This window comes from uncultured Winogradskyella sp. (assembly GCF_947501905.1).
Lineage (GTDB): Bacteria > Bacteroidota > Bacteroidia > Flavobacteriales > Flavobacteriaceae > Winogradskyella.
Map to the genome: position 1 here is coordinate 164860 of NZ_CANMXL010000004.1, position 24272 is coordinate 189131.

Sequence of the window (24272 nt, forward strand, 5' to 3'; positions counted from 1 at the left end):
CCTATAATTAGAAATATGAAATACTTTTTCTCAATAACATTATTACTAATGAGCTTGGCCTTGTCTTCTCAAGACAATGATTTCAATAGTTCTACCGCAACATCTAAAGGAAGTTGGTTAGTTGGTGGGGGTTCTAATCTTTTTTTTAATTCAACGAATTCAAAAGTCGAATCTAATGGACAGGAACTAGATGGTCTAAATACTCTAAGTATTACATTAGGAGTTGGAGCTGGCTACTTTGTTGCTAATAATTTAGTTATTGGTTTAGAATTACCAGTTACATTTTCTAGAAGAAAAGATGATGATATAGGTTTTAATGTAAGAAATACAACTTTCGTAGTGTCTCCTTTTTTAAGATATTATTTCGGAAATACTAACATTAGACCATTTATTCAAGGAAATATTGGTTTTGGTTCTTCAAAATCTAAAAATAATTCTGATACTATAATTGCAAATCCAAATGACCCATTAGTTTTTCAGCCTATAGATACTAAATCAGATATATTTCAATACAGTTTAAATGGTGGAATAGCAATTTTTATTAGTCAAAATGTGGCTTTAGATATTGGAATTGGGTATAGTAGTACAACTACAAAACCTGACACATCAGACATAAAGTTTAAAAACAATACAATAGGATTTTTAGCAGGATTCAATATCTTTCTTTAAAAGAAACACAAGCAATGAAAGAGCAACTAAAAGTGCCAACAATGGCAGAATATATGGCAGAAGGCAAGCAACCAGAAATTTTATTTTGGGTAGGTTCTGCAGGTAGTTATGATGATAGAGCAAAAAAGATTACTAAAGCTTTTGTAAAGCTATTAAACAATGCAAACGTAGATTTTGCTGTGTTAGGTGCAGAAGAAAGTAATACTGGTGATGTTGCTAAACGTGCAGGAAATGAATTCTTATTTCAGATGCAAGCCATGATGAATATCGAGGTGCTTAATGCTTATGAAATAAAGCGTATAGTTACTTGTGACCCACACTCTTTTAATTGCATTAAGAACGAGTATCCAGAACTTGGAGGTATTTACGATGTTATTCATCATACCCAATACATCAAGGAGTTGATAGATGCTGGAAGATTATCTGTAAAAGGAGACACCTACAAAGGCAAGCGCATTACTTTTCATGACCCTTGTTATTTAGGGCGAGCTAATAACGAATTTGATGCACCTAGAAACGTGCTTCAAAACACTAATGCTACCTTGGTTGAAATGAAAAAACATAAGCGTACAGCATTATGTTGTGGGGCTGGAGGTGCACAGATGTTTAAGGAGCCAGAAAAAGGTGATAAAGATGTCAATGTGCTAAGAACTGAACAAGCTCTTGAAACCACACCAGATATTATTGCTACTGGTTGCCCGTACTGCAATACGATGATGACTGATGGTATTAAAGCTAAAGAAAAAGAAGATAGTATCATTGTTTTGGATGTTGCGGAACTTATTGCAAACGACCAAGACTAGTTATGAATGCTGCGGAAAAACAAATGCTTAAGATTGCCTTAAGAAATGGTGTATTATTTACTGTTATTCTTTTGGTAATTAGTTATTTTAAAAACGGATTAATTAATTATAAGTGGATACCACTTTGGTTCTTGTTCTTTGCGGGAACAGGTGCGCTTCGCTATTATTATCAAAACAAAAAAACAAATGAATAGACTATTATTTTTCGTCTTTTTTACATCTTCAATTTTTATCGGAAGCGCACAAGACAAAACTAAAGATGAAATTTTACAACTCATAGCTGACGATACATGCAAGTGTATTGCAACTAGTGATGTAAAGGCAAAAAAGACTATGAAAGAGAAAGAGTTAGCACTTGGTGTATGTCTTATTAAAAGTTACGGTGTTAGAAAAAAAGAGAGTAGTTATTTTAAGAAGAATCCTCAAGTAGATTTTGAAGCTTTAGGAGAAGAGGTTGGTGTTTTAATGGTAGGTACTTGTGGCGAAGATTTTATGGCGCTTTTTAATGAAGAAGAGCTAGGTGAATACATAGAGGATTATGCAGATGATTCTTCACAACTATCCTATACGAGAGGTAATGTATTGAGCTTAGATGTTACATTGGTATCAATGGAAAATAATATTGTATCTTCTATAACAATGACTGATGATTTTGACAAGTCACATACCTTTGTCATTATCAACGAATTTGATGGTGCTAATCAATTAAAGAAATCTAATTTTGGAAAGCAATTTTATGTAGAATATCAAGAATTAGATATCTACGATTTAAGCGAAAAACGATACGTGAAAAAGAAAGTTTTAAAATCTATCAATAAACAATAATGCTAGTAGATTTCGATACACTTCCCGTAGAATCACGTGTTTGGATATACCAAGCCAATCGTTCATTTTCTGAAACAGAAATATCTGAAATAGAGGAGAAGTTAAATGTTTTCATTGAAGCTTGGACTGCTCATGGACAAGATTTACAAGCAGGCTTTAAAATTGTATATAAACGTTTTATTGTTATTGCTCTAAATCAGAGTTTAAATACCGCAACAGGTTGTTCTATAGATGCTTCAGTACATTTTATTCAAGAATTAGAAAAGGCTTATAACGTTGATTTAATGGATAAAATGAACGTATCCTACAAACAAGGTGAATATATAGCGCATAAATCCTTGATTGACTTCAAGAAAATGGCTAAGCAAAAAGCGGTATCAAAAAAGACCATTGTATTTAATAACTTGGTGACTAATATTGCAGAATTCAAAGAAAATTGGGAAGTTCCCGCAAGTGAGAGTTGGCATAGTAGATTTCTATAATTAAAGATTTCTCAGTCATATCTCGTAATTTTTATAAAATTCACAATTCATTTTCCTTTTATTATTTATCGAGATTAAGCATATTTACACTTCTCAAATAATCAATCTGCATTTAGTGGCAAAAGATATTTTTTTATTAAATATTTCAGGTCAAGACAAACCTGGATTAACTTCAGGTTTGACTAGTGTTTTAGCACAATACGGTGCAAAAATATTAGACATTGGTCAAGCCAATATTCACGATACATTGTCTTTAGGTATGATGTTCGAGATAGAATCTGGCCCTAAATCTTCTGCGGTGCAAAAAGATTTATTATTCAAAGCATACGAGTTAGGAATTACTGCAAAGTTTAAACCCATTTCTTTAGACGATTACGAGCATTGGGTTAATTTACAAGGAAAGGATCGCTACATCGTCACTATTCTAGGTGAAAAATTAGCAGCAGAACAGATTTCTGAAGTCACTAATGTGATATCAGGAAAAGGGTTGAATATTGATTCAATTAAGCGTCTAACAGGTAGATTATCGCTTGTGAGAACAGAAGAATATCCTAGAGCATCTATTCAATTGTCCATTCGTGGGCGAATAGATAACAAAACAGAGTTGACTGAAAAATTTATGCAAATTTCGCATGATTTGGATGTAGATATTGCATTTCAAGAGGATAATATCTTTAGGCGTAATAGACGCTTGGTATGCTTTGATATGGATTCAACTCTAATTCAGACAGAAGTTATTGATGAGCTAGCTGAGTTAGCTGGAGTAGGCACCGAAGTAAGAGCTATAACTGAGTCTGCTATGCAAGGCGAGATAGATTTTAATGAAAGCTTTAAAAGACGCATGAAACTTCTCAAAGGACTCTCAGAAGATGTGCTACAACAAGTCGCTGTAAACTTACCTATTACTAAAGGTGCTCGACGATTAGTAGATACATTGCATAGTTATGGTTTTAAAACGGCTATACTTTCGGGAGGGTTTACTTATTTTGGTAATTATCTTAAAGAAAAATTGGACATCGATTACGTTTATGCTAACGAGCTAGAAATTAAAGACGGATTCCTCACAGGTAGCTACATTGGTGATATTGTGGACGGAAATAAAAAAGCAGAGTATTTGCAACTACTTGCTGATAAAGAAGGTATAGATATTAGCCAGACTATTGCTGTTGGTGATGGAGCCAACGATTTGCAAATGCTTAATCTGGCAGGTTTAGGTATTGCATTTCACGCAAAACCAAAGGTCAAAGACAATGCGCAGAGTTCAATCTCAAGTATTGGCTTAGACGGCGTGCTATATCTTTTAGGCTATCATGACCGTCATATAGACTTGTTAGATTAGTTTTAACTGTTAATATATGTCTTTATAAATCTATCTTAAAGTCTTTTTACTTGTTTGTTTTTATGCTAATTTGGCATAGTATTCGTTATAGATTAAATACTATAAAAACAAATTCATGAAGCGTATTGCCCTCATCATATTTTTATTCTTTTTTTCTCTTAGTTTTTCACAAGAGAACACACCAAATCCTTTACTAACAGAAGATATTGAAGCTCAACAGAAGTGGGTTGACAGTGTCTATGATTCTATGACTGTTAAAGAGCGTATTGGGCAATTGTTTATGGTCCAAGCGTTTTCTAATAAAGGATTTAAGCACGAAAATGAGATTGCAGCAATGGTAAAACAATATGGCATTGGTGGTGTTATTTATTCAAAAGGAGGTCCAACACGTCAAGTAAAAATGAATAACAATTTACAGTCAGAATCTAAAATTCCGCTTTTAATTGGTATGGACGCAGAATGGGGTTTGAATATGCGTTTAGATTCTACGTATGCATTTCCTTGGAATATGACCTTAGGTGCAGTTTCTGATAATAAATTAGTTGAGCAAACAGGTTATCAAATAGGTGAGCACTGTAAGCGAGTCGGCGTCCATTTTAATTTTGCACCAGTAGTAGATATTAATACCAATCCAAAAAACCCAATTATTGGAAATCGCTCTTTTGGAGAAGATAAAGATAATGTAACTAATAAAGCTTTAGCTTTTATGAAAGGTATGCAATCAGCTGGTGTTTTAGCTAATGCAAAACATTTTCCTGGTCATGGAGATACAGATGCAGATTCTCATAAAACTTTGCCGACAGTTAGTTTTACTAAAAAACGAATTGATTCTGTAGAACTATATCCCTATAGAAAGCTCATTAAAGAAGGACTGTCTAGTGTTATGGTAGCGCATTTGAATATTCCAGAATTAGGGATTCAAAACGGCTTACCTACATCTTTATCTAAATATGTAGTAACAGATTTGCTAAAAAATGAATTAGGGTTTAAAGGCTTGATTTTTACGGATGCATTAACAATGAAAGGTGCAGCAGACTTTGTAGAACCTGTAATTGACGGTGTGGCTACTAAGAAAATGGATACACGAGGTGAAATAGACCTTATGGCCTTTAAAGCAGGTAATGATGTAATGCTAATGTCCGAAAATGTACCTAAGGGTATTGAAAAGATTTTTAAGGCATTTGAAAAAGGTAATATTTCTGAAGAGCGCTTGGCGCATTCCGTAAAGAAGATACTAATGGCTAAATATAAGGTTGGGCTTCAGGATTATAAACCTTTACCATATCATGGTGTTCATGGAGATATAAATAGAGTTGAAGATGATGTTTTATATGGAAAACTCTTTGAAGAAGCGGTTACGGTCTTAAAAAATAAGAATAGCATTTTACCTTTACGCAATTTAGAGACTAAGAAGATTGCTTATGTGTCATTGGGTGATGATAAGGGTTCTGATTTTTATAATGAATTAAAAAAATACACTAAAGTTCATAAAGTCTCAGCAGAAAGTTTGAACGATTTGTTAGAGAAACTTAAAAACTATAATACTGTTGTTATTGGTTTTCATAAATCGAATGCAAACCCATGGAAATCTTATAAGTTTTCTACTAAAGCATTAACTTGGCTTTATGAGATTGCAAGAACAAATACGGTTGTTCTCGATGTATTTGCAAGACCTTATGCTTTGATGGATTTTAGTACTATTGAAAACATTGAAGCTGTTGTGATGAGTTATCAAAATAGTACCATATCACAGCAAAAATCTGCACAATTATTATTTGGAGCTATTGGCGCCAAAGGGAAATTACCTGTTTCTGCTGGACAATATTTTCAATACGGACAAGGAGAAAGATACAATGCACTTAATAATCTGTCGTACGGACTGCCAGAATCTGTAGGAGTAGATTCTAAACTATTGAATTTTAAATTAGATTCTATAGCAAATTATGCAGTTAATGAAAAAATGACACCAGGCATTCAGCTTTTAGTAGCTAGAAAAGGAAAGGTGATTTATAATAAAAACTTTGGGTATCATACATACAGTAAAAAGAACAAGGTAGACTTTGATGATGTATATGATGTAGCATCTTTGACAAAGATTATGTCGACATTACCTTTAATCATGGAGCTTCAAGAGAATAATGTGCTGTCGCTAAACACAAAAATTTCAAAATTGCTTCCAGAATATAAAGGCACTAATAAAGAAGATATTACTATAAAGCAGATGCTGTCTCATTATGCACGTTTAAAACCTTGGGTGCCCTTTTATGCAAAAACACTAGATACGATTACTAAAAAACCTCTAAAAAAATGGTATAGAAATTCAAGAATTGGAGCATACAATGTAGAAGTGACAGATAATTTATTTATGCGTAAAGATTATAAAGATTCTATACATGATATTATTAAAGAAACAGATTTGCTATCTACGCTGCGTTACAGATATAGTGATTTACCTTATTATATATTAAAAAAGTATATAGAAAAATATCACGATAAAGGTTTGGACGAGCTGATTCAAGACCATATATACCAATCTTTAGGCGCTAATTATGCGACTTACAAACCAAGAGATAAATTCAGTTTAAAAGACATAGTACCAACAGAAGTAGATGATTATTTTAGGTATCAAAAAGTACACGGTTATGTTCATGATATGGGTGCAGCTATGCAAAATGGAGTTGGTGGTCACGCAGGTGTTTTTAGTAATGCAAATGATGTCGCAAAGTTGATGCAAATGTATTTACAGAATGGCTTTTATGGCGGAAAGAGATATTTTAAGACTGAGACTCTAGCACAATTTACTAAATGCCATTATTGCCATAGAGATAATAGGCGAGGTATAGGCTTCGATAAACCACAGCTTGGTGATGTTGGACCAACATGTGGTTGTATTTCAATGACAAGTTTTGGACATTCTGGTTTTACCGGAACTTATGCTTGGGCTGACCCAGAAGAAGAAATTGTATATGTCTTTTTAGCTAATAGAACTTATCCAAAAGCTGGTAAAAACAGATTATTGCGCGAGAATATTAGAACAGAAATTCAACGTTATATATACGAAGCCATCATAGATTAATAGAGTTTTAATTATTCGTTAAAACTAACAAACTTCAAGCTTTACTATTTCAAATCTTTTAATTTAGCTTAATATAATCAACACAATATGAAAATTGGAATTGTTTGCTATCCTACCTTTGGTGGTAGTGGTGTGGTTGCCACCGAATTAGGCTTAGAATTATCTAAACGTGGACATGAAATACATTTTATTACCTATAAGCAACCGGTACGCTTAGAATTGTTAAGCAAAAATGTACATTTTCATGAGGTGCACGTCCCGGAATATCCATTGTTTCATTACCAACCCTATGAATTAGCTTTATCAAGTAAGTTAGTAGATATGGTGAAATTGCATGGTATAGAATTACTGCATGTGCATTATGCGATTCCACATGCTTATGCCGCTTATATGGCACAACAAATGCTAAAAGATGATGGTGTTTATGTACCAATAGTTACAACTTTACATGGTACAGATATCACCTTGGTTGGTAGTCACCCTTTTTATAAGCCTGCAGTAACTTTTAGTATTAATAAATCTGATGCTGTTACTTCAGTATCAGAAAGTTTAAAACAAGATACACTGCGTTTGTTTGATATAAAAAATGAAATTGAAGTAGTACCAAACTTCATTGATATAGAGAAGCATCAACCAAATTTTACAGACTGCCAGCGTAGTATGATGGCAACAGATGACGAGCTAATAATTACACACATAAGTAATTTCAGAGAAGTAAAAAACATACCAGATGTAATAAAGGTATTTTATAACGTTCAAAAAGAGATTCCAGCAAAATTAATGATGGTTGGTGAAGGACCAGAAAGAGAACCTGCAGAAAACTTAGTGAAGCATTTAGGTATTAGTGACAAGGTTGTTTTCTTTGGAAACAGTAATGAAATAGATAGAATCTTATGTTTTAGTGATTTATTTCTGTTGCCCTCGCAGACCGAGAGTTTTGGACTTGCTGCGCTTGAAGCAATGGCATCAAGCGTTCCTGTTGTATCTTCTAATTCTGGTGGGCTTTCTGAAGTAAATAAAGATGGTTACTCAGGGTATTTAAGTGATGTTGGAAATGTAGAGGAAATGACTAGAAATGCTCTTAAAATACTTCGAAATAAAGAAACATTACTTGTATTTAAAGCTAATGCTAAAGCTCAATCTCTAAACTTCGATTTGCACGCTATTGTGCCAAAATATGAAGCGATATATGAGAAAACATTGTCTGAGTATTTAGTAAAATAAAAAAAGCCATCTATCAAGGATGGCTTTTTTTATAGACTTTATAGGTGCTTAAAATTGATATCTAATACCTAATGCAATATCAAAGTTTGTATCGTCATTGAAATCCCCAAAACTAATTTCAGGTCTAAAATCTAAGGATATTAAAAGTGGTATATCAAAATCATATTCAATACCAACGTCCCCAGCAATAAAGAAAAAAGTTTCGCTATCGTTAATTGGTGCATCAAAATCATAAGATCCTACGCCACCACCAGCACCTGCATACCAGTTAAAACCGCCGTCTATGTTCCATACCCATTGGTAAATTCCTGCGAGTTTAAAACCGTCAAAGTCATCACCAGTTCTCCAGCCCAAGTCTAGTTCTAATCGATTATTATCACCCAATGCACGTTGATAAGAAATTTCAGCACCAAGACCATCACTATCGCCAAGACGTAATCCAATGGCGTTGTCAGAAATGCTTTGCGCGTTTGTAAATAATAGGCACCCAATTATTGCAAATGCCGAGAAAACAAATTTTTTCATAATGTATCGTTTTTTAATGATTTCCTTTTATTCTGCAAAAATAACGCCAAAACTATTTATATATTTGATTTATGCACAAAAAGCACTATTTGACCTTTTTATAATTTTTGAATTAAGTAGAATGAAGCCATTAATAGATTCGTTTTTAAATATTCTAAAACCTAGCCAAGTATTAATTGGTGATAGCTTATCTTCTAGGTATCATCATATTTGGGCTATGGATGTACCGCTTAATGCTCAAGCTATGCTGTTACCAGAGACGACACATCAGATTTCAGAAATAATGAAAATTTGCAATGAAACTGGAACTGCAATAATTGTTTTTGGTGGTCTTACAAACTTGGTAGGTAGCACAGAAACTGCAGGGGATGAAGTTGTCATTTCCATGGAACGAATGAATGCTATCGAAACTCCTGATTTACAAAGTAGAACAATTACCGTTGAAGCTGGAGCAATTCTAGAGAGTGTTCAGCAAGCAGCAGCAAATATCGGGCTTTTATTTCCTTTAAATTTTGGAGCAAAAGGTTCTGCACAAATTGGAGGAGCTATATCTACAAATGCTGGCGGTCTTCAGGTAATTAGATATGGTATGACTAGAAATTTAGTTTTAGGTCTTGAAGTCGTATTAGCAGATGGTACAATTCTATCTTCGTTAAAAAAGATTATAAAAGATAATTCTGCGTATGATTTAAAGCATTTATTTATTGGTTCGGAAGGTACGTTAGGTATTGTTACCAAGGCAGTTTTAAAGTTAGTTGAATCCCCTAAAAGCCGTGTTTCTGCATTTGTTGGGATTAATGACTTTAATGATGTTGTCTCTTTTATGCGTTATGTAGATCAAGGGTTGGCTGGGACATTAAGCAGTTATGAATTAATCTGGAAAGATACCTTTATAACCTTAACACAAGACCAATCGGTTGAGCGATCACCATTACCATATGATTACAACTATTATGTTTTAATTGAAGGACTTGGGAGTCATCTTGAGCAAGATCAGGCACGCTTAGAAAGTCTATTAGAAGAAGCATTAAACCATAGTATTATTGAAGATGCAGTATTGGCTTATACTGATAAGGAGCTTAATTGGTTTTGGCATATACGCGAAAACGTAGATGCTTTAGTTACAGTTTGTGATTACGACCAGCATTTTGATATAAGCTTGCCTATTAACTCAATAGGAGAAACTATTTCTAAAATCGTTAAAAAACTTTCCAGAATTAAAGGTGTAACTCATATTTTTCCATTTGGTCATGTGGGTGATGGTAATATTCACTTCATTATTGGGAAACAGAACAATAGTGACGAATTGCGTATGGCCATAAATACAGTAGTATATGAACCCTTATTAGATTTAGGTGGTTCTGTTTCAGCAGAGCATGGCATTGGATTACATAAAAAAGAATATTTAAATCTTTGCAGAACTCAAGAGGAAATATTTGTAATGCAGCAACTTAAAAAAACACTTGATCCTAAAAGTATTTTAAATCGTGGCAAAGTTTTGGATATAAACTAACCATATTTTGCTTAATCATCTTTAGGTTGCTCAACAATTGTAATTGCTGCAATTAAGTCTTTTGTGTCCATATCCTTTAATTCTTCATCAGGAATAAAAGGAATCAACTTATCATTGGTGTAGTTGTATAATTTCCAGCGTTTTAATCGGTATTCTAATGCAGTAAAATTTTCAACCCAGTCACCAGAATTTAAATAAGTAGTTGAACCTTTTGAATTAGATTTTACTTCAATTGTTGGTTGGTGAATATGCCCGCAGATAACATAGTCATAGCCATTTTGTATTGCCAAATCTGACGCAGTTTTTTCAAAATCACCAATATATTTCACTGCACTTTTTACATTATTCTTAATTTTCTGTGAAAATGAATAGCGCTCTTTACCGCGTTTTTGTAAATACCAATTTATCCAACGGTTTAAAACAATAAGTAAATCATAACCCCAGCCACCAAGTTTAGCAATCCATTTTGCTTTTTGGATTGAGACATCAAAAACATCGCCATGAAAAATCCATGCTTTTTTCCCGTCTAGGTTAAGTAACAATTTGTTAACAATAGAGATATTTCCAATTTCGGTATCAGTAAACTTGCGAAGCATTTCATCATGATTACCTGTTACATAACTCACTTTTGTGCCGTTAGCAGAAAAACTCATAATTTTCTTAATTACCTTTAAATGAGCTTTAGGAAAATACCGTTTATTAAACTGCCATATATCAATAATATCGCCATTAAGCACCAAATGCTTAGGGTCAATACTATTTAAGTAGTTTAGCAATTTTTTAGCATTACAGCCGTAAGTACCAAGATGCACATCCGAAATAACAACAATATCTAACTTTCGCTTTAAGTTCAAACCTCTAAATTAATAGTGCAAATAACTTGTATTGATATGACTTAATAGTTAATGGATAATTAACTGTTATTAAGGGAATTGTTATCAAAGTGTTATGTAAATCAAATAATAAAGCTTTTATAAAATATAAAATGGGTTTTTGTTTCTGTGAGATTACAATTACATTAGCATAAAATAAATATTGATGGCAGGAAATTCCTTCGGAAAGTTATTTAAACTTACCACTTTTGGTGAGTCTCATGGTCCAGCAATTGGCGGCATCATTGATGGTTGCCCTGCAGGAATAAAATTAGATTTTGAAGCTATTCAAAATGAAATGAATCGCCGTAAACCTGGACAATCAAAAATTGTAACTCAACGTAAGGAGCCTGATACAGTAGAATTCTATTCTGGTATTTTCGAAGGACAAACTACAGGAACACCAATTGGTTTTGTAATTAAAAACACAAATCAAAAGTCAAAAGACTATTCGCATATAAAAGATGTATATCGCCCAAGTCATGCAGATTACACTTATGATAAAAAGTATGGTGTACGCGATTATCGAGGCGGAGGACGAAGTTCAGCTCGTGAAACAGCTAGTAGAGTAGTTGCTGGCGCTATTGCAAAACAGTTTCTGTCTCAAATAAATATTAATGCATTTACATCTTCGGTTGGAGATATATTTATAGATAAACCCTATCAAGATTTAGATTTCAATAAAATTGAATCTAATATTATTCGTTGCCCTGATGAAACCTCTGCAGAAAAGATGATAGCTAAAGTTCAGGAAATAAAAAAACAAGGTGATACCATTGGAGGAACTATTACTTGTGTGATTCAAAATGTACCTGCTGGATTAGGAGAACCTGTTTTTGATAAGTTACATGCAGAGCTTGGTAAGGCTATGTTATCCATAAATGCGGTTAAAGGTTTTGAATACGGTAGCGGTTTTTGTGGTGCTAAAATGCAAGGTAGCGAACACAATGATAAATTTAATGAAGATGGAAGCACACAAACCAACTTATCAGGAGGTGTGCAAGGAGGTATTAGTAATGGAATGGATATTTACTTTCGAGTCGCATTCAAACCCGTTGCAACTACATTACAAAAACAAGAAACAATTAATAGCAAAGGCGAAACAGTCGAAATGCAAGGTAAAGGTCGTCACGATCCATGTGTAGTTCCGAGAGCTGTACCTATTGTTGAAGCTATGGCTGCATTGGTTTTGGCTGATTATATATTGCTAAACAGAATTAGCAGGTTATAATAATTCCTCAATAAGAGCAGGCATTTATGTCTTGAAGTGCTATTTAGCTAGTATGAAATATTTAGTTCTAAAGAGAAAAAAGCTATGGAAGCTATTGTTATATCTAGGCATTATACCGCTATTGGTATTAAGTGTAGTGTTTGTGTACATCTATACGAGACAAGAGACTATTCTACAAAATCAAATCTCTAAATTAAATACTGAACATGCTGCGCTTATAAAGGTTGGAGAAAGCCGTATATCTCTATTTAAGAATTTCCCCTATGTTTCTATTAAAATTAATGATTTAGAAATTTATGAAACTAAGGCAGTTGATGCTCCAGTAATCACACGCTTAGATAACATTTATATTGGGTTTAATCTATGGGATGTTTTAAACAAAAATTATGATGTCCAATCAGTTTTGTTAGAAGATGGTTTTCTAAATTTTGTTTTGCATGAAGATGGTTCAAACAACATAGAAAATGCTTTAAAAACAGACACAGAAACTTCAGAAAGCAAATCCACTACTGATATTCATCTTGAAAAAATTAAAATTCGAAATTTAGATGTACATAAGTTAGATGAATCTAATAATCTAGATGTTGAGGCTCTTATTTATTGGGGTAATGGTGGATTTAAAACAGAGAATAGTCAAATAGAAGCGCATATAGATACAGAATTTGAGCTTAACATAATAAAAGACTTAGATACTACATATATAAAGCATAAACATTTTCAATTTGAAACTGACCTAAATTTTGATAAAACTTCTGGCATACTAAGTCTGCAACCTACAACTGTTGTACTGGAACATGCGGATTTTGAATTAGAAGGTACACTTGACACAAAAAATGATATGGATTTAGACCTTTCTATTAAGGGCTCAAAATCTAATTTTGATATGCTTATAGCATTTGCACCTCACGACCTCGTCCCAGTTTTAGAAAGTTATAGTAATGCAGGTAATATTTACTTTAATGGACTTGTAAAAGGCCCTTTGTCCAATAATCAAATGCCATTTATAGATGCAGAATTTGGGACAGATAAGGCGTATTTAGAGAATACTCAAAAGAAGAGGCGAATTAGTGATTTAGGATTTAAGGGGCATTTTACAAATGGGATAGAACGAAGCCTAGAGAGCATGGAATTTTCATTAACCAATATGAATGCTAAGCTAGAAAGAGGAAATTTCACAGGAAATTTAGTGGTAAAAAATTTTGAGCACCCAGATATTAATGTCCAAGTCGATGTAGATTTTAATATTAATTTTGTTACTGAATTTTTTAACATTCAGAGCATAAAAAATACTTCTGGCAATATATCGTTGAAGATGAATTTCCACGATATTATAGACTTTAATCAGCCTGAGCTTGCCCTAAACAACTTAAACCAAGCTTATTTTAGTGAATTAAAAATTAAAGATTTAAGCATAGCATCAGATGATTTTCCTGCACCACTTGAGCAATTAAATGCTCATGTAGTAATAAATGGTAAAGATGCTATAATCGAGAACTTTGATATGCTTCTTGGTAAATCCGATTTATCAATTAACGGGTCTCTTTCTAACTTTCCTTCAGTTTTCCATCATACAAACGATTCTATTGACGCACATTTAAATATTACCTCCAAGTTGATTGATATTGCAGAATTGACCAAGTATTCTGAAGCTGATAGTATAGGTATGAATGAGCAACTAAAAAATCTAAATACCGGTTTATCCTTTAAAACATTAGCTAAAGACTTTACAGAATTTGATTATTTACCAAAAGGAGAATTCTTTATTGATAGCCTTTATGCAGAATTAGAGCATTATCCACATAACTTTCATGATTTTCATGCCGATATCTTGATTGATAAAAATGATATGAAGGTTGTTGATTTTACAGGATATATCGATGACTCAGATTTTCATCTTGATGGTTTTGCGCATAATTATGGGTTTTGGTTTCAGGAGACTTTAGATGGAGATGTCGATTTAGATCTTACTTTGGCTTCAGACTTATTAAGGCTTGAAGATATATTCACATATAAAGGTGAGAATTATGTGCCTGAAGAGTATCGACACGAAATGTTTAAAAATCTAGAGCTACATCTCAATTCTTCAATGCATTACAAAGCTTCTAGTTTACAATCCATAGATTTAGATATAGACAAGCTAAATACTAAAATGCTGTTGCATCCTAATACATTCGAAGATTTTCGTGGGCATTTTTACTATGAAAACGACCAACTTGTCGTTAATGACTTTAATGGTAAAATAGGAGACACAAACTTTGACATGGATTTAAAGTATTATCTAGGAAAAGATGCTGAAAAAAGTAAAACTAATTCACTAAAGCTAAAGTCTAGCTATATTGATTTTGATGCGCTTTTTAAATTTAACCCTGAACCACCAAATAAAGTAGCATTAGTAAATGAGTTTGAAGATGTAAAATCTCATGCTGAAGCTTTCAATATATATGAATTGCCTTTTACAGATATGGCATTTGACGTCGATGTAAAGCGTTTGAAGTATCATAGAATTGATTTAAAAAATATTGAAGGTCAATTGCGTATGACTCAAAATCATTATATATATATAGATACATTAAATGTTGATTCCGCAGGAGGAAATTTTAAACTCTCAGGTTATTTTAATGGTAGCGACCCAAAGCATATTTATTTTAAACCCAACCTAATTATGCAAAATGTGGATATTGATAGGCTTGCATATAAGTTTGAAAACTTTGGTCAAGATCATGTGTTATCTGAGAATCTACATGGTAAACTAACATCAAAAATTACTGGTAATGTACGATTGTATCCAGACATGGTACCTGATCTTGATCAATCTGAAATATATATGAATGTTAAGATTCTAGAAGGTAGACTTGAAAATTATGAACCCATGTCTATGCTTTCTGATTATATTGGAGACAAAAACCTAAAAAAGATAAGATTTGATACACTTCAAAATAAAATTGGCATCGATAATGGTAAGATTGTTATTCCGAGCATGACTATTGAATCTACCTTAGGGCATATAGAATTTTCTGGGACTCACGATAGTAATCATAATATTGAATACTATATAAGAATACCTTGGAAGACAGTAAAGAAAGCGTCTTTGTACAAAATTTTTGGAAACAAGAAAAAAGCAGATTCTATCTATGGAGAAGAGAATATCGTAAAAGTAGATAAAACCAAAAGAACACGTTATTTAAACTTAAAGATTATAGGAACAATGGATGACTATGATATATCTTTAGGAAAGAAAAAGAATAAAAAATAAAGATTTACTATAAATTAGCATATGAAAAAACTCGCACTACACTGGAAGATTATTATAGGAATGGTTCTTGGAATAGCCTTTGGACTAGGTTTCACGACTTTTGAATCTGGCCCTGGAATTATTGGAGATTGGATTAAACCATTTGGAACAATTTTTATTAATTCATTAAAATTAATTGCCATCCCATTAATTCTTGCGGCATTGATAAAAGGTATTTCTGATTTAAGAGATATATCTAGTTTATCAAAAATGGGTTTGAGAACAATTGTTACCTATGTGATAACAACAATAATTGCTGTTTCAATAGGATTATTAGTGGTGAGTACTATTCAACCTGGTAATTCTATAGAAGAAGATACTAGAAACGAACTAATCGAAGCTTATGGAGGTGATGCCGAAGCAAAACGTGTAGCTGCCCAAAATCAAAAAGAAGCTGGACCTTTACAAGCTTTAATTGATTTGGTACCAAGTAATATAGTGAGTGCAGCTTCAAGCAATAGAAATATGCTGCAAGTTATTTTCTTTGCTGTATTCTTTGGTATTGCATTGATTCTTATTCCTGAAGAAAAATCAAAAACAGTAAAGAAGTTTTTTGATGGACTTAATGAAGTCATACTCAAAATGGTTGATTTAATAATGTTAGCTGCGCCTTATGGTGTTTTTGCTTTAATGGCTGCATTAGTTGTCGAAGCTCCAAGTACTGACTTATTTGCGGCTTTGGGTATGTATGCATTATCCGTAGTAATTGGTTTAGCTTTAATGGTTGTTTTCTATATAACACTGGTTAAGCTATTTACAAAAAAATCACCGAGTTTTTTTTTAAATGGTATAGCTCCAGCTCAATTATTAGCCTTTTCAACCAGTAGTAGCGCAGCTACATTGCCAGTAACAATGGAACGAGTTACGGAACATCTTGGCGTTGAGGAAGAAGTATCAAGTTTTGTGCTACCAATTGGAGCAACAATCAATATGGATGGTACGAGTTTGTATCAAGCTGTTGCTGCTGTCTTTATTGCCCAAGCATTTGGAATGGATCTTTCATTTGGAACTCAACTTGGTATTATTGCTACAGCGACTTTGGCTTCCATTGGTTCAGCAGCAGTTCCAGGTGCAGGAATGGTTATGCTAGTAGGTGTGTTAGGTTATGCAGGAATCCCTGAAGCTGGATTGGCATTGATATTTGCTGTCGATAGACCCTTAGATATGTGTAGAACTGTTATTAACGTAACTGGCGATGCCACTGTATCAATGCTGGTAGCTAATTCTCAGGATAAACTTCATGACCCAAAACCCAAAGAATGGGATGACCATTATGAAGCTGTAAAATAATTTGGGAAAACACTTAAAGTTAGTATCTTAACTTTTCATAAAAACCAACCTATAAAATTATGAATGTTTGTTTCATTATGTATCCATGGGAAAACATTGACCCAGAAAATGATACAAGTTTAGCTTTAATAAAAGAATGTGTTAAAAGAGGGCATGGTGTAGCCATGTGTACGCCTGCAAATTTGACGATACGTGATAGTGTGACTAATGCCTTTTGTAACGTCATTAGCCGTATGGACAAAGTACCATCAACGCTAAAGGCATTTTATAAAAAGGCGACTCTAAGAGAAGAAATGCTACCGCTAGCAGGCTTTGACGCTATTTTCTTTAGAGCAAATCCGCCTTTAGATCCATTAATGCTTAATTTTTTAGACTCTGTAAAAGATGATGTGTTTATCGTAAATTCTTTACAAGGTATGCGAGAAGCTAATAACAAACTCTATACTGCTGCTTTCGGTGATGCACATAGTAATATTATACCTAACACACATGTCTCAAAAAACAAGAACTACTTAATTCAACAAATTAAGGAGTCCAAATCGGACAAGATGATACTTAAACCTTTAAATGGTTTCGGTGGTTCTGGTGTTATTCTTATAGAGAAATCTGCCATGAGTAATATTAATTCATTGCTCGATTTTTATATCAGTGCTGGAGAAGGCGAATCAAATTATGTCATTCTTCAAGATTATATAGAAGGTGCTGATAAAGGAGATGTTAGAATTTTAATGCTTAATGGCGAAGCAGTTGGTGCTATGAAACGTGTTCCTGGAGATGATGACCATCGCTCTAACGTTTCTGCCGGTGGTTCTGTGCAAAAGCATACTTTAACCAAAGAAGAGAAAGCATTATGCAGGCAAATTGGACCAAAACTTGTAAAAGATGGCTTATATTTTGTTGGTATTGATGTTATAGGCGGAAAACTTGTTGAAGTAAATGTCATGTCTCCTGGAGGAATAACTTATATCAATAAAGTATATAAGAACAAGCGTAAGGTTGAAGAAAAAGTTATTGACTTCTTAGAGAGTAAAGTGCTTGATAATCTTGAGGCGTTTAATAGAAGAACTCGCCTACGTAAAACAGTTGAAGACGCATAAATATTAACATAATGCTTCAAATTGAATCGCCATTAGTTTCTGTAAATTGGCTTCATAAACATATTGAGGCTGAAAACTTAGTTGTCTTAGATGCTACTATCCCCAAAGTTGCTATTAATGAATTAGTATTCGATTCGGGTTACATTCCAAAATCACAATTTTTTGATATCAAAAATAAGTTTAGTGATGTTTCTGGTCAGTTTCCAAATTCGTTGCCAAGTTCTAAACAGTTTCAAATTGAAGCTCAAAAACTTGGTATTAGCAATAACAGTGCTATAGTAGTTTACGATTTACATGGTATCTATTCAAGTGCAAGAGCTTGGTGGCTATTTAAATACTTTGGACATAATAATGTAACGGTTTTAGATGGTGGTTTACCAGAGTGGAAGAAAAATGATTATGAAACAGTTAGTGGTTGTGAAGTTCCAAAATCTCTTGGGAATTTCATAGCAAAACCTAAAGAATCATTAATTACAGATTTTAAAGGTGTAAAGTCATTTTCAAACTCTGAAAAAGCATTAATTTTTGATGCACGTTCTCAAAAACGCTTTTCTGGAGAAATACCAGAACCTAGAGAAGGATTGCGAAGTGGGACAATTCCAAATTCAGTAAATTTACCATATACTGAGTTACTTTATATGGGTAAGTTAAAATCTAAAGAGCAATTAAAACAGCTTTTTGAAGATTTAATTAATGAGCAAAAAACCTATGTTTTTAGTTGTGGCACAGGAATTACAGCTTGCAATTTAGCACTCGGAGCAACAATAGCAGGCTATGAAGATTTAATTGTTTATGATGGCTCATGGACAGAATACGGAACATTAACTCATAATAATATGGAGGCACCAAATTGGACAAAAGATGAGTTTATGGCATATATATTATTATATGCTGCACATTCAGATTTTAAAGAAGATAATCATGAACGTAATGTTATCATCTCAAAAGTAGATATGCATACTTTTCAGAAAATTCATGATGAATTTTCAAACGATAATGATTACCAATGCATTCAAAAAATACTGGCTTCTGTTGAAAAGCACAATTATTCTTCTGAGAATATGGATCAAATATTAGCCGATATTAAAGGGCTATTTTTCGCAGATGGCGACTTTGATATTAAAGAACATTCCATGCTTTTATTCTTAAAGCGTATTTTAAAATAGAATTATATGCTCAAACTTCCTGTTTCAAAAATTATAGAAAACATTAATTCTGAAACCTGTTTTTATGCCGTGTCAGATGATTATTCTTTCACTATAAAAATTGACGAATATGTCCCATATGCTTGCGGTGCAGTACATGATGGGCATCAATTCAGAAAAGAGCTTTGGGATAATTGTTTGCATACAGAATATGATCGTTGGTATGAAGAAGACCCTGAAACTAAGAATATGATTGTATCTCATCCTATAGTTATTGCTGGATGCGATTCGCGTTTTGAATACGATTTAAATAGAGCACCAGACGAAGCTGTTTTTGTTACTGCTTGGGGAAAACAACTATGGAAAACGCCATTGCCAGAAGCGCAAAAAGAGAGAAGTCAAGAAAAGCATGCAAATTTTTACAGAGTAGTAGAGGCTTTGATATCTAAATTAGAAGACAAGTTTGGCGTATGTATTGTCTATGATATGCACAGTTATAATTGGCAACGTTGGGATAGAGAAGTACCAACTTGGAATTTAGGAACTTCAAATGTTGATAATAAGCGCTTTGGAGGTTCTATAGAATCATGGCGCGCTATTTTAGAATCTATTGATTTGCCTAAAGACATTAAGCAAACCGCAAAGATTAATGATACTTTTCAAGGTAATGGGTATTTCTTAAAATTTATTACCAATAACTTTAAAAATACCTTAGTTTTGGCAACTGAAATTGCTAAAGTGTATTGCGATGAGTATAATCAGGTTATTTACCCTGAAGTAGTTGCCGCAGTAGAAAATCAGCTTAGAGATTTACTACCAAAACATGCAGCAGATTTTTACAAAACGTTTTCTAGTTAATGCCAAGTATAAAGACTACACAAGAGTTTCAAGAGGTTTTTGATATCGATTCTAATCTTAACAGGTTAGTAAAAAACATTGAACTTCTTAACTATATAAATCCATTAAATATTTCTGCAGAAAAAAAGAAATTCTTTTCAGCTAAGTATAATTACGAACCAGAATTTAAGTATCCAAAGATTAAATTTAATGGTTATAAACTCCATCGTTTGTTTTTTTCTCAGCGTCTGGAGCGCATAGAAGATGACGATATTCGTCAATTATATGAAGATATTATTTATGAATATTCTGGACTTATAGAATGTATAGAAACAATTGGAAAAGGGAAAAAATTCTACTATAACAGCTTAAAAAGTTTTGGAACTCCTACAGAACGTGATATTGAGAATGCAAAATTTATTTTGCGTTTTGATGATGTAGATGAAGAAGATTTAGAACCAATACATGATGTGTTATATGCTAAGGACTATTTTGAAAACTATTCAAAACGTTATGGTTTTAAGTATAACCTAAAGATTAGCAATAATATTTCTGCAGCTGCTATGGTACTTAATAATACACAGACCCTAGTATTGCGTAAAAATCATAAATACAGCAATAATCAATTAAAAGTACTAGCAAATCACGAAATTGGTGTGCACTTGGTAACAACTTTTAACGGTTTGTCTCAACCACTTAAGGTGTTTTCTAATGGATTTCCAAATAATGTCGAAACACAAGAAGGTTTAGCTGTTTACTCAGAATATATGAGTGGTTCCTTAACCATGTATCGATTACGAGAATTAGCATTTAGAGTTATCGCAGTTGACAGTTTGAGTAAAGGTTATAGCTTTTCAGATACCTTTAATTTATTAAACGGGCAATATAAACTTGAACGTCATAAAGCATTTAGTATCACACAACGTGTGCATCGTGGTGGTGGTTTTACAAAAGATTTTTTGTATTTAACTGGTTTAAGAAATGTCTATCAATATGCGAAACAGAATAAAGATTTAGGAAAACTGTTAATGGGTAAAGTCTGTAAGTCATATTTGCCAACTATTGATAAACTTACTGATTTAGGACTAGCAATACCTCCAAAGTATTATACAGATGCTTACGAGAATAATAGCAATACCAATTCTAAATTGGATTTTATTTTAGATGGTTTAAAGTAAAAGCCTCAAAGCTAGATTTTTCAGTCTATCATCTTCAAAATGAAACTTATAATAGGGTAGACTTGCCATATTTTAAGAACCTGATTCGTTCCCAACTAACAGAAGCTAGGCTCAAGTTAACATAATCTAGCTTTGAGGCTCAATTAACCAACCATCAACTTTAAACTCATTATTAAAAGTAGCTACAATGCTACATATCTAAAAACGACTATGAGTAAACAGTCCATTTTTTAAAGTGAAATAGTATTTTGAATGAGTAAAGGCTTAATCTAAGAATTTTGCCTTCAATTCTGGTGTTGGAATCATACAAGCATCTCTTTTTCCATACCATTTGTATCTGTTTTTGGCAATAAAATCGTAAAACCAATTTCTTATAAAAGCAGGAATAATAAAGAATACTGCCATTATGTTTGTTGGGAAGTTGAGAGACTTACCCACATGCAATGCAGCTGCAGATTTGCTATAAATTTTATATGTTTCAGGATTAAAAAGTAAGATAGAATCTATCTCTGTAGTATCTATATTAAACTCATTAATTATAGTTTCTCCTATTTTACTTTGCAATGGCGCAAATAGAAATTTATTTTTCTTATCTCGCTTTATAACATACAAGACACTACTATTACAAAGGTTGCATACACCATCGAAAAGTATTAATCGCTTGTCTTTTGGAATGTTATTAATCATTTTTTTACTTCTACTAATTCTAATAAATCCACACTGACATTAGTCGTAAATAAACCGTAATTCACTGTAGCTTTTCCTTTTTCAATATCATCTATACTACCAATAGCACGTCCGTCATGCATGCGCACACGATCTCCAATTTTAAGTATTGGTTTTGGAGGCGCAGGTTTTTCTAGTTGCTTTTTCTTAGCCGCTTTTTTCTTTTTTCTAATAACTTCTACTTTCTTTTCGGCTTCCTTTTTGATTTGAGCTTCTTTAGCTTTTTCTGCTTTTTTCTGCTTTGCTGAAACTTTTTTACGCTTAGAGTTTTCAATCTGTACCAATCTGAATAACTCTGCCATTAACTCACGTTTCTTGTTATTATTTTGAAATTTTTCAGCCAAGTCATTTACTTTTTGGCCCAAATATATCAGACGTTGATTACTGTCATATAACTCTTGATAGCTTTCTAGCTTTTTTTGCACTTTCTGGTTAATACCTTCAAGTTTTTCTGCCTCAGTAAGTTTTTTCTTTTCATTTTCTTTTAAAGAACGCTCTGTTCGCTCTAGTTTACTACGTTGCTTCTGAAGTTTAGCAATTGTAGCATCAAAACGTACTTTACCACGTTCTATCTTTTTCTTTGCTTTGTTGATTAGGCTATACGGAATACCATTTTTCTGTGCAACCTCAAAAGTAAAAGAACTTCCGGCTTGTCCAATAACCAATTTATAAATTGGTTCAAGTGTACGTTCATTAAACAACATATTTGCGTTACGCATATACGGTAACTCGTTTGCTAATAATTTTAAATTCGAATAATGAGTCGTAATTATCCCAAAAGCCTTTCTGTCATAGAAGACTTCTAAAAAACTCTCTGCTAATGCACCACCTAATTCGGGATCAGAACCTGTACCAAACTCATCAATTAAGAATAGCGTATTCTTATTACACTTTCTTAAAAAATAGTTCATTTGTTTTAGACGATAACTATATGTACTTAAATGATTCTCTATAGATTGATTATCACCTATATCGCTTAAAACTCGGTCAAACAAACACACTTGACTACGTTCGTGAACTGGAATAAGCATACCACTTTGTAGCATCACTTGCAATATGCCTACAGTTTTTAAAGTGATACTTTTTCCTCCGGCATTTGGACCAGAAATGACAATGATTCTACTATCATCTGCTAAGCTTATCGTCTGCGGAAATGTTTCCTCGCCATTTTCAGTATTAGTTAAATAGAGTAGAGGATGATAAGCATCACGAAGATACATGCTGCGCTTTTCAGAAATTTCTGGAAGAATGGCATTCATGCTTCTTGCGTATTTTGCCTTAGCGGATATAACATCAATCTTAATTAAAAACTCCTGATATTGGCTTAATAGAGGTAGAAATAGACGTATATAATCGGTTAGTTCCTTTAGAATTTTAATAACCTCTTCTTTCTCTTCGTATTCAAGATTGTTAAGCTCTCTAGAATAGTTTAAAGTCGTTTCTGGCTCTATGTAGACAATACTCCCAGTTTTGCTACCTCCCATAATGGCGCCTTTGACTTTGCGTCTGTACATAGATTTAACTGCTAAAACACGTTTATTCTCAATTACAGATTCACGTATATCGTCTAAATATTCAAGATTATGATATTTGTTTAATGCCGATGAAAAACTCGTATTAATTTTTGATCTAAGACCACCAATGGACTTACGCAAAATAGCTAAAGCAGGAGATGCATTATCTTTTATATCTCCAAAACGGTCAACTACTGCATCTATTTGTTCAATAATAGATGTGTTGTGCTCTATCGGATTAGAAAGCTTATAAAGATTAGGATAGTATTCTTTAAATTTCGTAAAGAACTTTAAAATTGTATTAACCGTTAAAGAAGTACTAACTATCTTCTGTAAACTTTGCGCCTCTAAATAGGTGTTTTCAATATTTAAAAGCTTTATTTCTTTCGTTAAAGCTTCGAAGCCATGATTTGGGATACGATTGTCGTTATCAAAAGAAGATACATACTCATTTGTATATGCTAGTTCTTTTTTTAGGATTTCGGTATCAGAAAATGGGATAACTGATAGTGCTGATTCTTTCCCCAAATTAGTGATACAGTGCTCACTTAATTGAGATTGAACAGTACCAAACTCTAAGTCATCTAATGTTTTCTGATGTATATTAATCATATTTACTTCCAATGAAATGGAA

Annotated in this window: 20 protein-coding genes; 16 read left to right on the forward strand and 4 right to left on the reverse strand. The window is 33.0% G+C overall.

All coding sequences use genetic code 11. The features are described from left to right. The first annotated feature begins 15 nt into the window (after window positions 1-15). The 8 genes from Q0770_RS10610 to bshA all read left to right on the forward strand — a co-directional run bounded on the left by Q0770_RS10610 (window position 16) and on the right by bshA (window position 8418). Window positions 16-669, forward strand: a complete 654-nt coding sequence (locus Q0770_RS10610) for an outer membrane protein (RefSeq protein ID WP_299116737.1) — start codon at window positions 16-18, stop codon at window positions 667-669. A 14-nt stretch (window positions 670-683) separates the two neighbouring features. Further along, window positions 684-1472, forward strand: coding sequence for a (Fe-S)-binding protein (locus Q0770_RS10615; protein WP_299116739.1), 789 nt, complete (start codon window positions 684-686; stop codon window positions 1470-1472). Window positions 1473-1474: 2 nt separating this feature from the next. Then, window positions 1475-1666 (forward strand): hypothetical protein, encoded by a 192-nt coding sequence (locus Q0770_RS10620; RefSeq protein WP_299116741.1) that lies wholly within the window; start codon window positions 1475-1477, stop codon window positions 1664-1666. Next, the gene (locus tag Q0770_RS10625; RefSeq protein WP_299116743.1) at window positions 1659-2297 is read left to right on the forward strand and encodes a hypothetical protein; all 639 of its coding nucleotides are present in this window, start codon (window positions 1659-1661) and stop codon (window positions 2295-2297) included. The genes Q0770_RS10620 and Q0770_RS10625 overlap by 8 nt, the downstream gene beginning before the upstream one ends. Continuing rightward, window positions 2297-2779 carry an ABC transporter ATPase gene (locus Q0770_RS10630; protein ID WP_299116745.1) on the forward strand — a complete coding sequence of 161 codons (483 nt, stop codon included), beginning with the start codon at window positions 2297-2299 and terminating at the stop codon, window positions 2777-2779. The genes Q0770_RS10625 and Q0770_RS10630 overlap by 1 nt, the downstream gene beginning before the upstream one ends. A gap of 115 nt (window positions 2780-2894) precedes the next feature. Further along, a complete protein-coding gene (gene serB, locus Q0770_RS10635; RefSeq protein ID WP_299116747.1) occupies window positions 2895-4118 on the forward strand; it encodes a phosphoserine phosphatase SerB in 1224 nt (407 codons plus the stop codon). 115 nt (window positions 4119-4233) lie between these two features. Further along, a complete protein-coding gene (locus Q0770_RS10640; protein WP_299116749.1) occupies window positions 4234-7194 on the forward strand; it encodes a glycoside hydrolase family 3 N-terminal domain-containing protein in 2961 nt (986 codons plus the stop codon). 87 nt (window positions 7195-7281) lie between these two features. Beyond that, window positions 7282-8418 carry an N-acetyl-alpha-D-glucosaminyl L-malate synthase BshA gene (gene bshA / locus Q0770_RS10645; RefSeq protein ID WP_299116751.1) on the forward strand — a complete coding sequence of 379 codons (1137 nt, stop codon included), beginning with the start codon at window positions 7282-7284 and terminating at the stop codon, window positions 8416-8418. Between the two features lie 48 nt (window positions 8419-8466). Here the strand turns inward: bshA and Q0770_RS10650 are convergent, their stop codons facing one another. Beyond that, window positions 8467-8943, reverse strand: coding sequence for a hypothetical protein (locus Q0770_RS10650; RefSeq protein WP_188374349.1), 477 nt, complete (start codon window positions 8941-8943; stop codon window positions 8467-8469). Window positions 8944-9064: 121 nt separating this feature from the next. Here Q0770_RS10650 and Q0770_RS10655 point away from each other — a divergent pair, with 121 nt between their 5' ends. After that, complete coding sequence (locus Q0770_RS10655; RefSeq protein WP_299116754.1) at window positions 9065-10456, forward strand: FAD-binding oxidoreductase; 1392 nt, start codon at window positions 9065-9067, stop codon at window positions 10454-10456. A gap of 11 nt (window positions 10457-10467) precedes the next feature. Here Q0770_RS10655 and Q0770_RS10660 read toward each other — a convergent pair whose 3' ends face one another. Then, on the reverse strand, window positions 10468-11310 hold the full coding sequence (locus tag Q0770_RS10660; protein ID WP_299116756.1) for a UDP-2,3-diacylglucosamine diphosphatase: 843 nt from the start codon (window positions 11308-11310) through the stop codon (window positions 10468-10470). 184 nt (window positions 11311-11494) lie between these two features. Between Q0770_RS10660 and aroC the strand changes: the two genes are divergently transcribed. Genes aroC through Q0770_RS10695 form a run of 7 tightly spaced genes read left to right on the forward strand, consistent with a single transcriptional unit; the run spans window position 11495 to window position 21398 of the window. Then, window positions 11495-12559, forward strand: a complete 1065-nt coding sequence (gene aroC / locus Q0770_RS10665; RefSeq protein ID WP_299116758.1) for a chorismate synthase — start codon at window positions 11495-11497, stop codon at window positions 12557-12559. 52 nt (window positions 12560-12611) lie between these two features. After that, complete coding sequence (locus Q0770_RS10670) at window positions 12612-15812, forward strand: AsmA-like C-terminal region-containing protein (protein ID WP_299116760.1); 3201 nt, start codon at window positions 12612-12614, stop codon at window positions 15810-15812. 21 nt (window positions 15813-15833) lie between these two features. Beyond that, entirely contained in the window at window positions 15834-17141 is a 1308-nt protein-coding gene (locus Q0770_RS10675; protein ID WP_299116762.1) for a dicarboxylate/amino acid:cation symporter, read from the forward strand. A 59-nt stretch (window positions 17142-17200) separates the two neighbouring features. Continuing rightward, on the forward strand, window positions 17201-18238 hold the full coding sequence (gene gshB, locus Q0770_RS10680; RefSeq protein WP_299116764.1) for a glutathione synthase: 1038 nt from the start codon (window positions 17201-17203) through the stop codon (window positions 18236-18238). An 11-nt stretch (window positions 18239-18249) separates the two neighbouring features. Further along, window positions 18250-19404, forward strand: coding sequence for a sulfurtransferase (locus Q0770_RS10685; protein ID WP_299116766.1), 1155 nt, complete (start codon window positions 18250-18252; stop codon window positions 19402-19404). A gap of 6 nt (window positions 19405-19410) precedes the next feature. After that, window positions 19411-20241, forward strand: a complete 831-nt coding sequence (locus tag Q0770_RS10690) for an N-formylglutamate amidohydrolase (protein ID WP_299116768.1) — start codon at window positions 19411-19413, stop codon at window positions 20239-20241. Beyond that, a complete protein-coding gene (locus Q0770_RS10695) occupies window positions 20241-21398 on the forward strand; it encodes a flavohemoglobin expression-modulating QEGLA motif protein (RefSeq protein WP_299116770.1) in 1158 nt (385 codons plus the stop codon). The genes Q0770_RS10690 and Q0770_RS10695 overlap by 1 nt, the downstream gene beginning before the upstream one ends. A gap of 264 nt (window positions 21399-21662) precedes the next feature. On the opposite strand, the gene Q0770_RS10700 is transcribed toward Q0770_RS10695, so the two are convergent. Both Q0770_RS10700 and Q0770_RS10705 read right to left on the reverse strand, forming a co-directional pair. After that, window positions 21663-22085 (reverse strand): thiol-disulfide oxidoreductase DCC family protein, encoded by a 423-nt coding sequence (locus Q0770_RS10700; RefSeq protein WP_299116772.1) that lies wholly within the window; start codon window positions 22083-22085, stop codon window positions 21663-21665. Further along, complete coding sequence (locus Q0770_RS10705; protein WP_299116774.1) at window positions 22082-24250, reverse strand: DNA mismatch repair protein MutS; 2169 nt, start codon at window positions 24248-24250, stop codon at window positions 22082-22084. Before Q0770_RS10705 ends, Q0770_RS10700 begins: the two co-directional genes overlap by 4 nt. Between the last annotated feature and the right edge of the window lie 22 nt (window positions 24251-24272).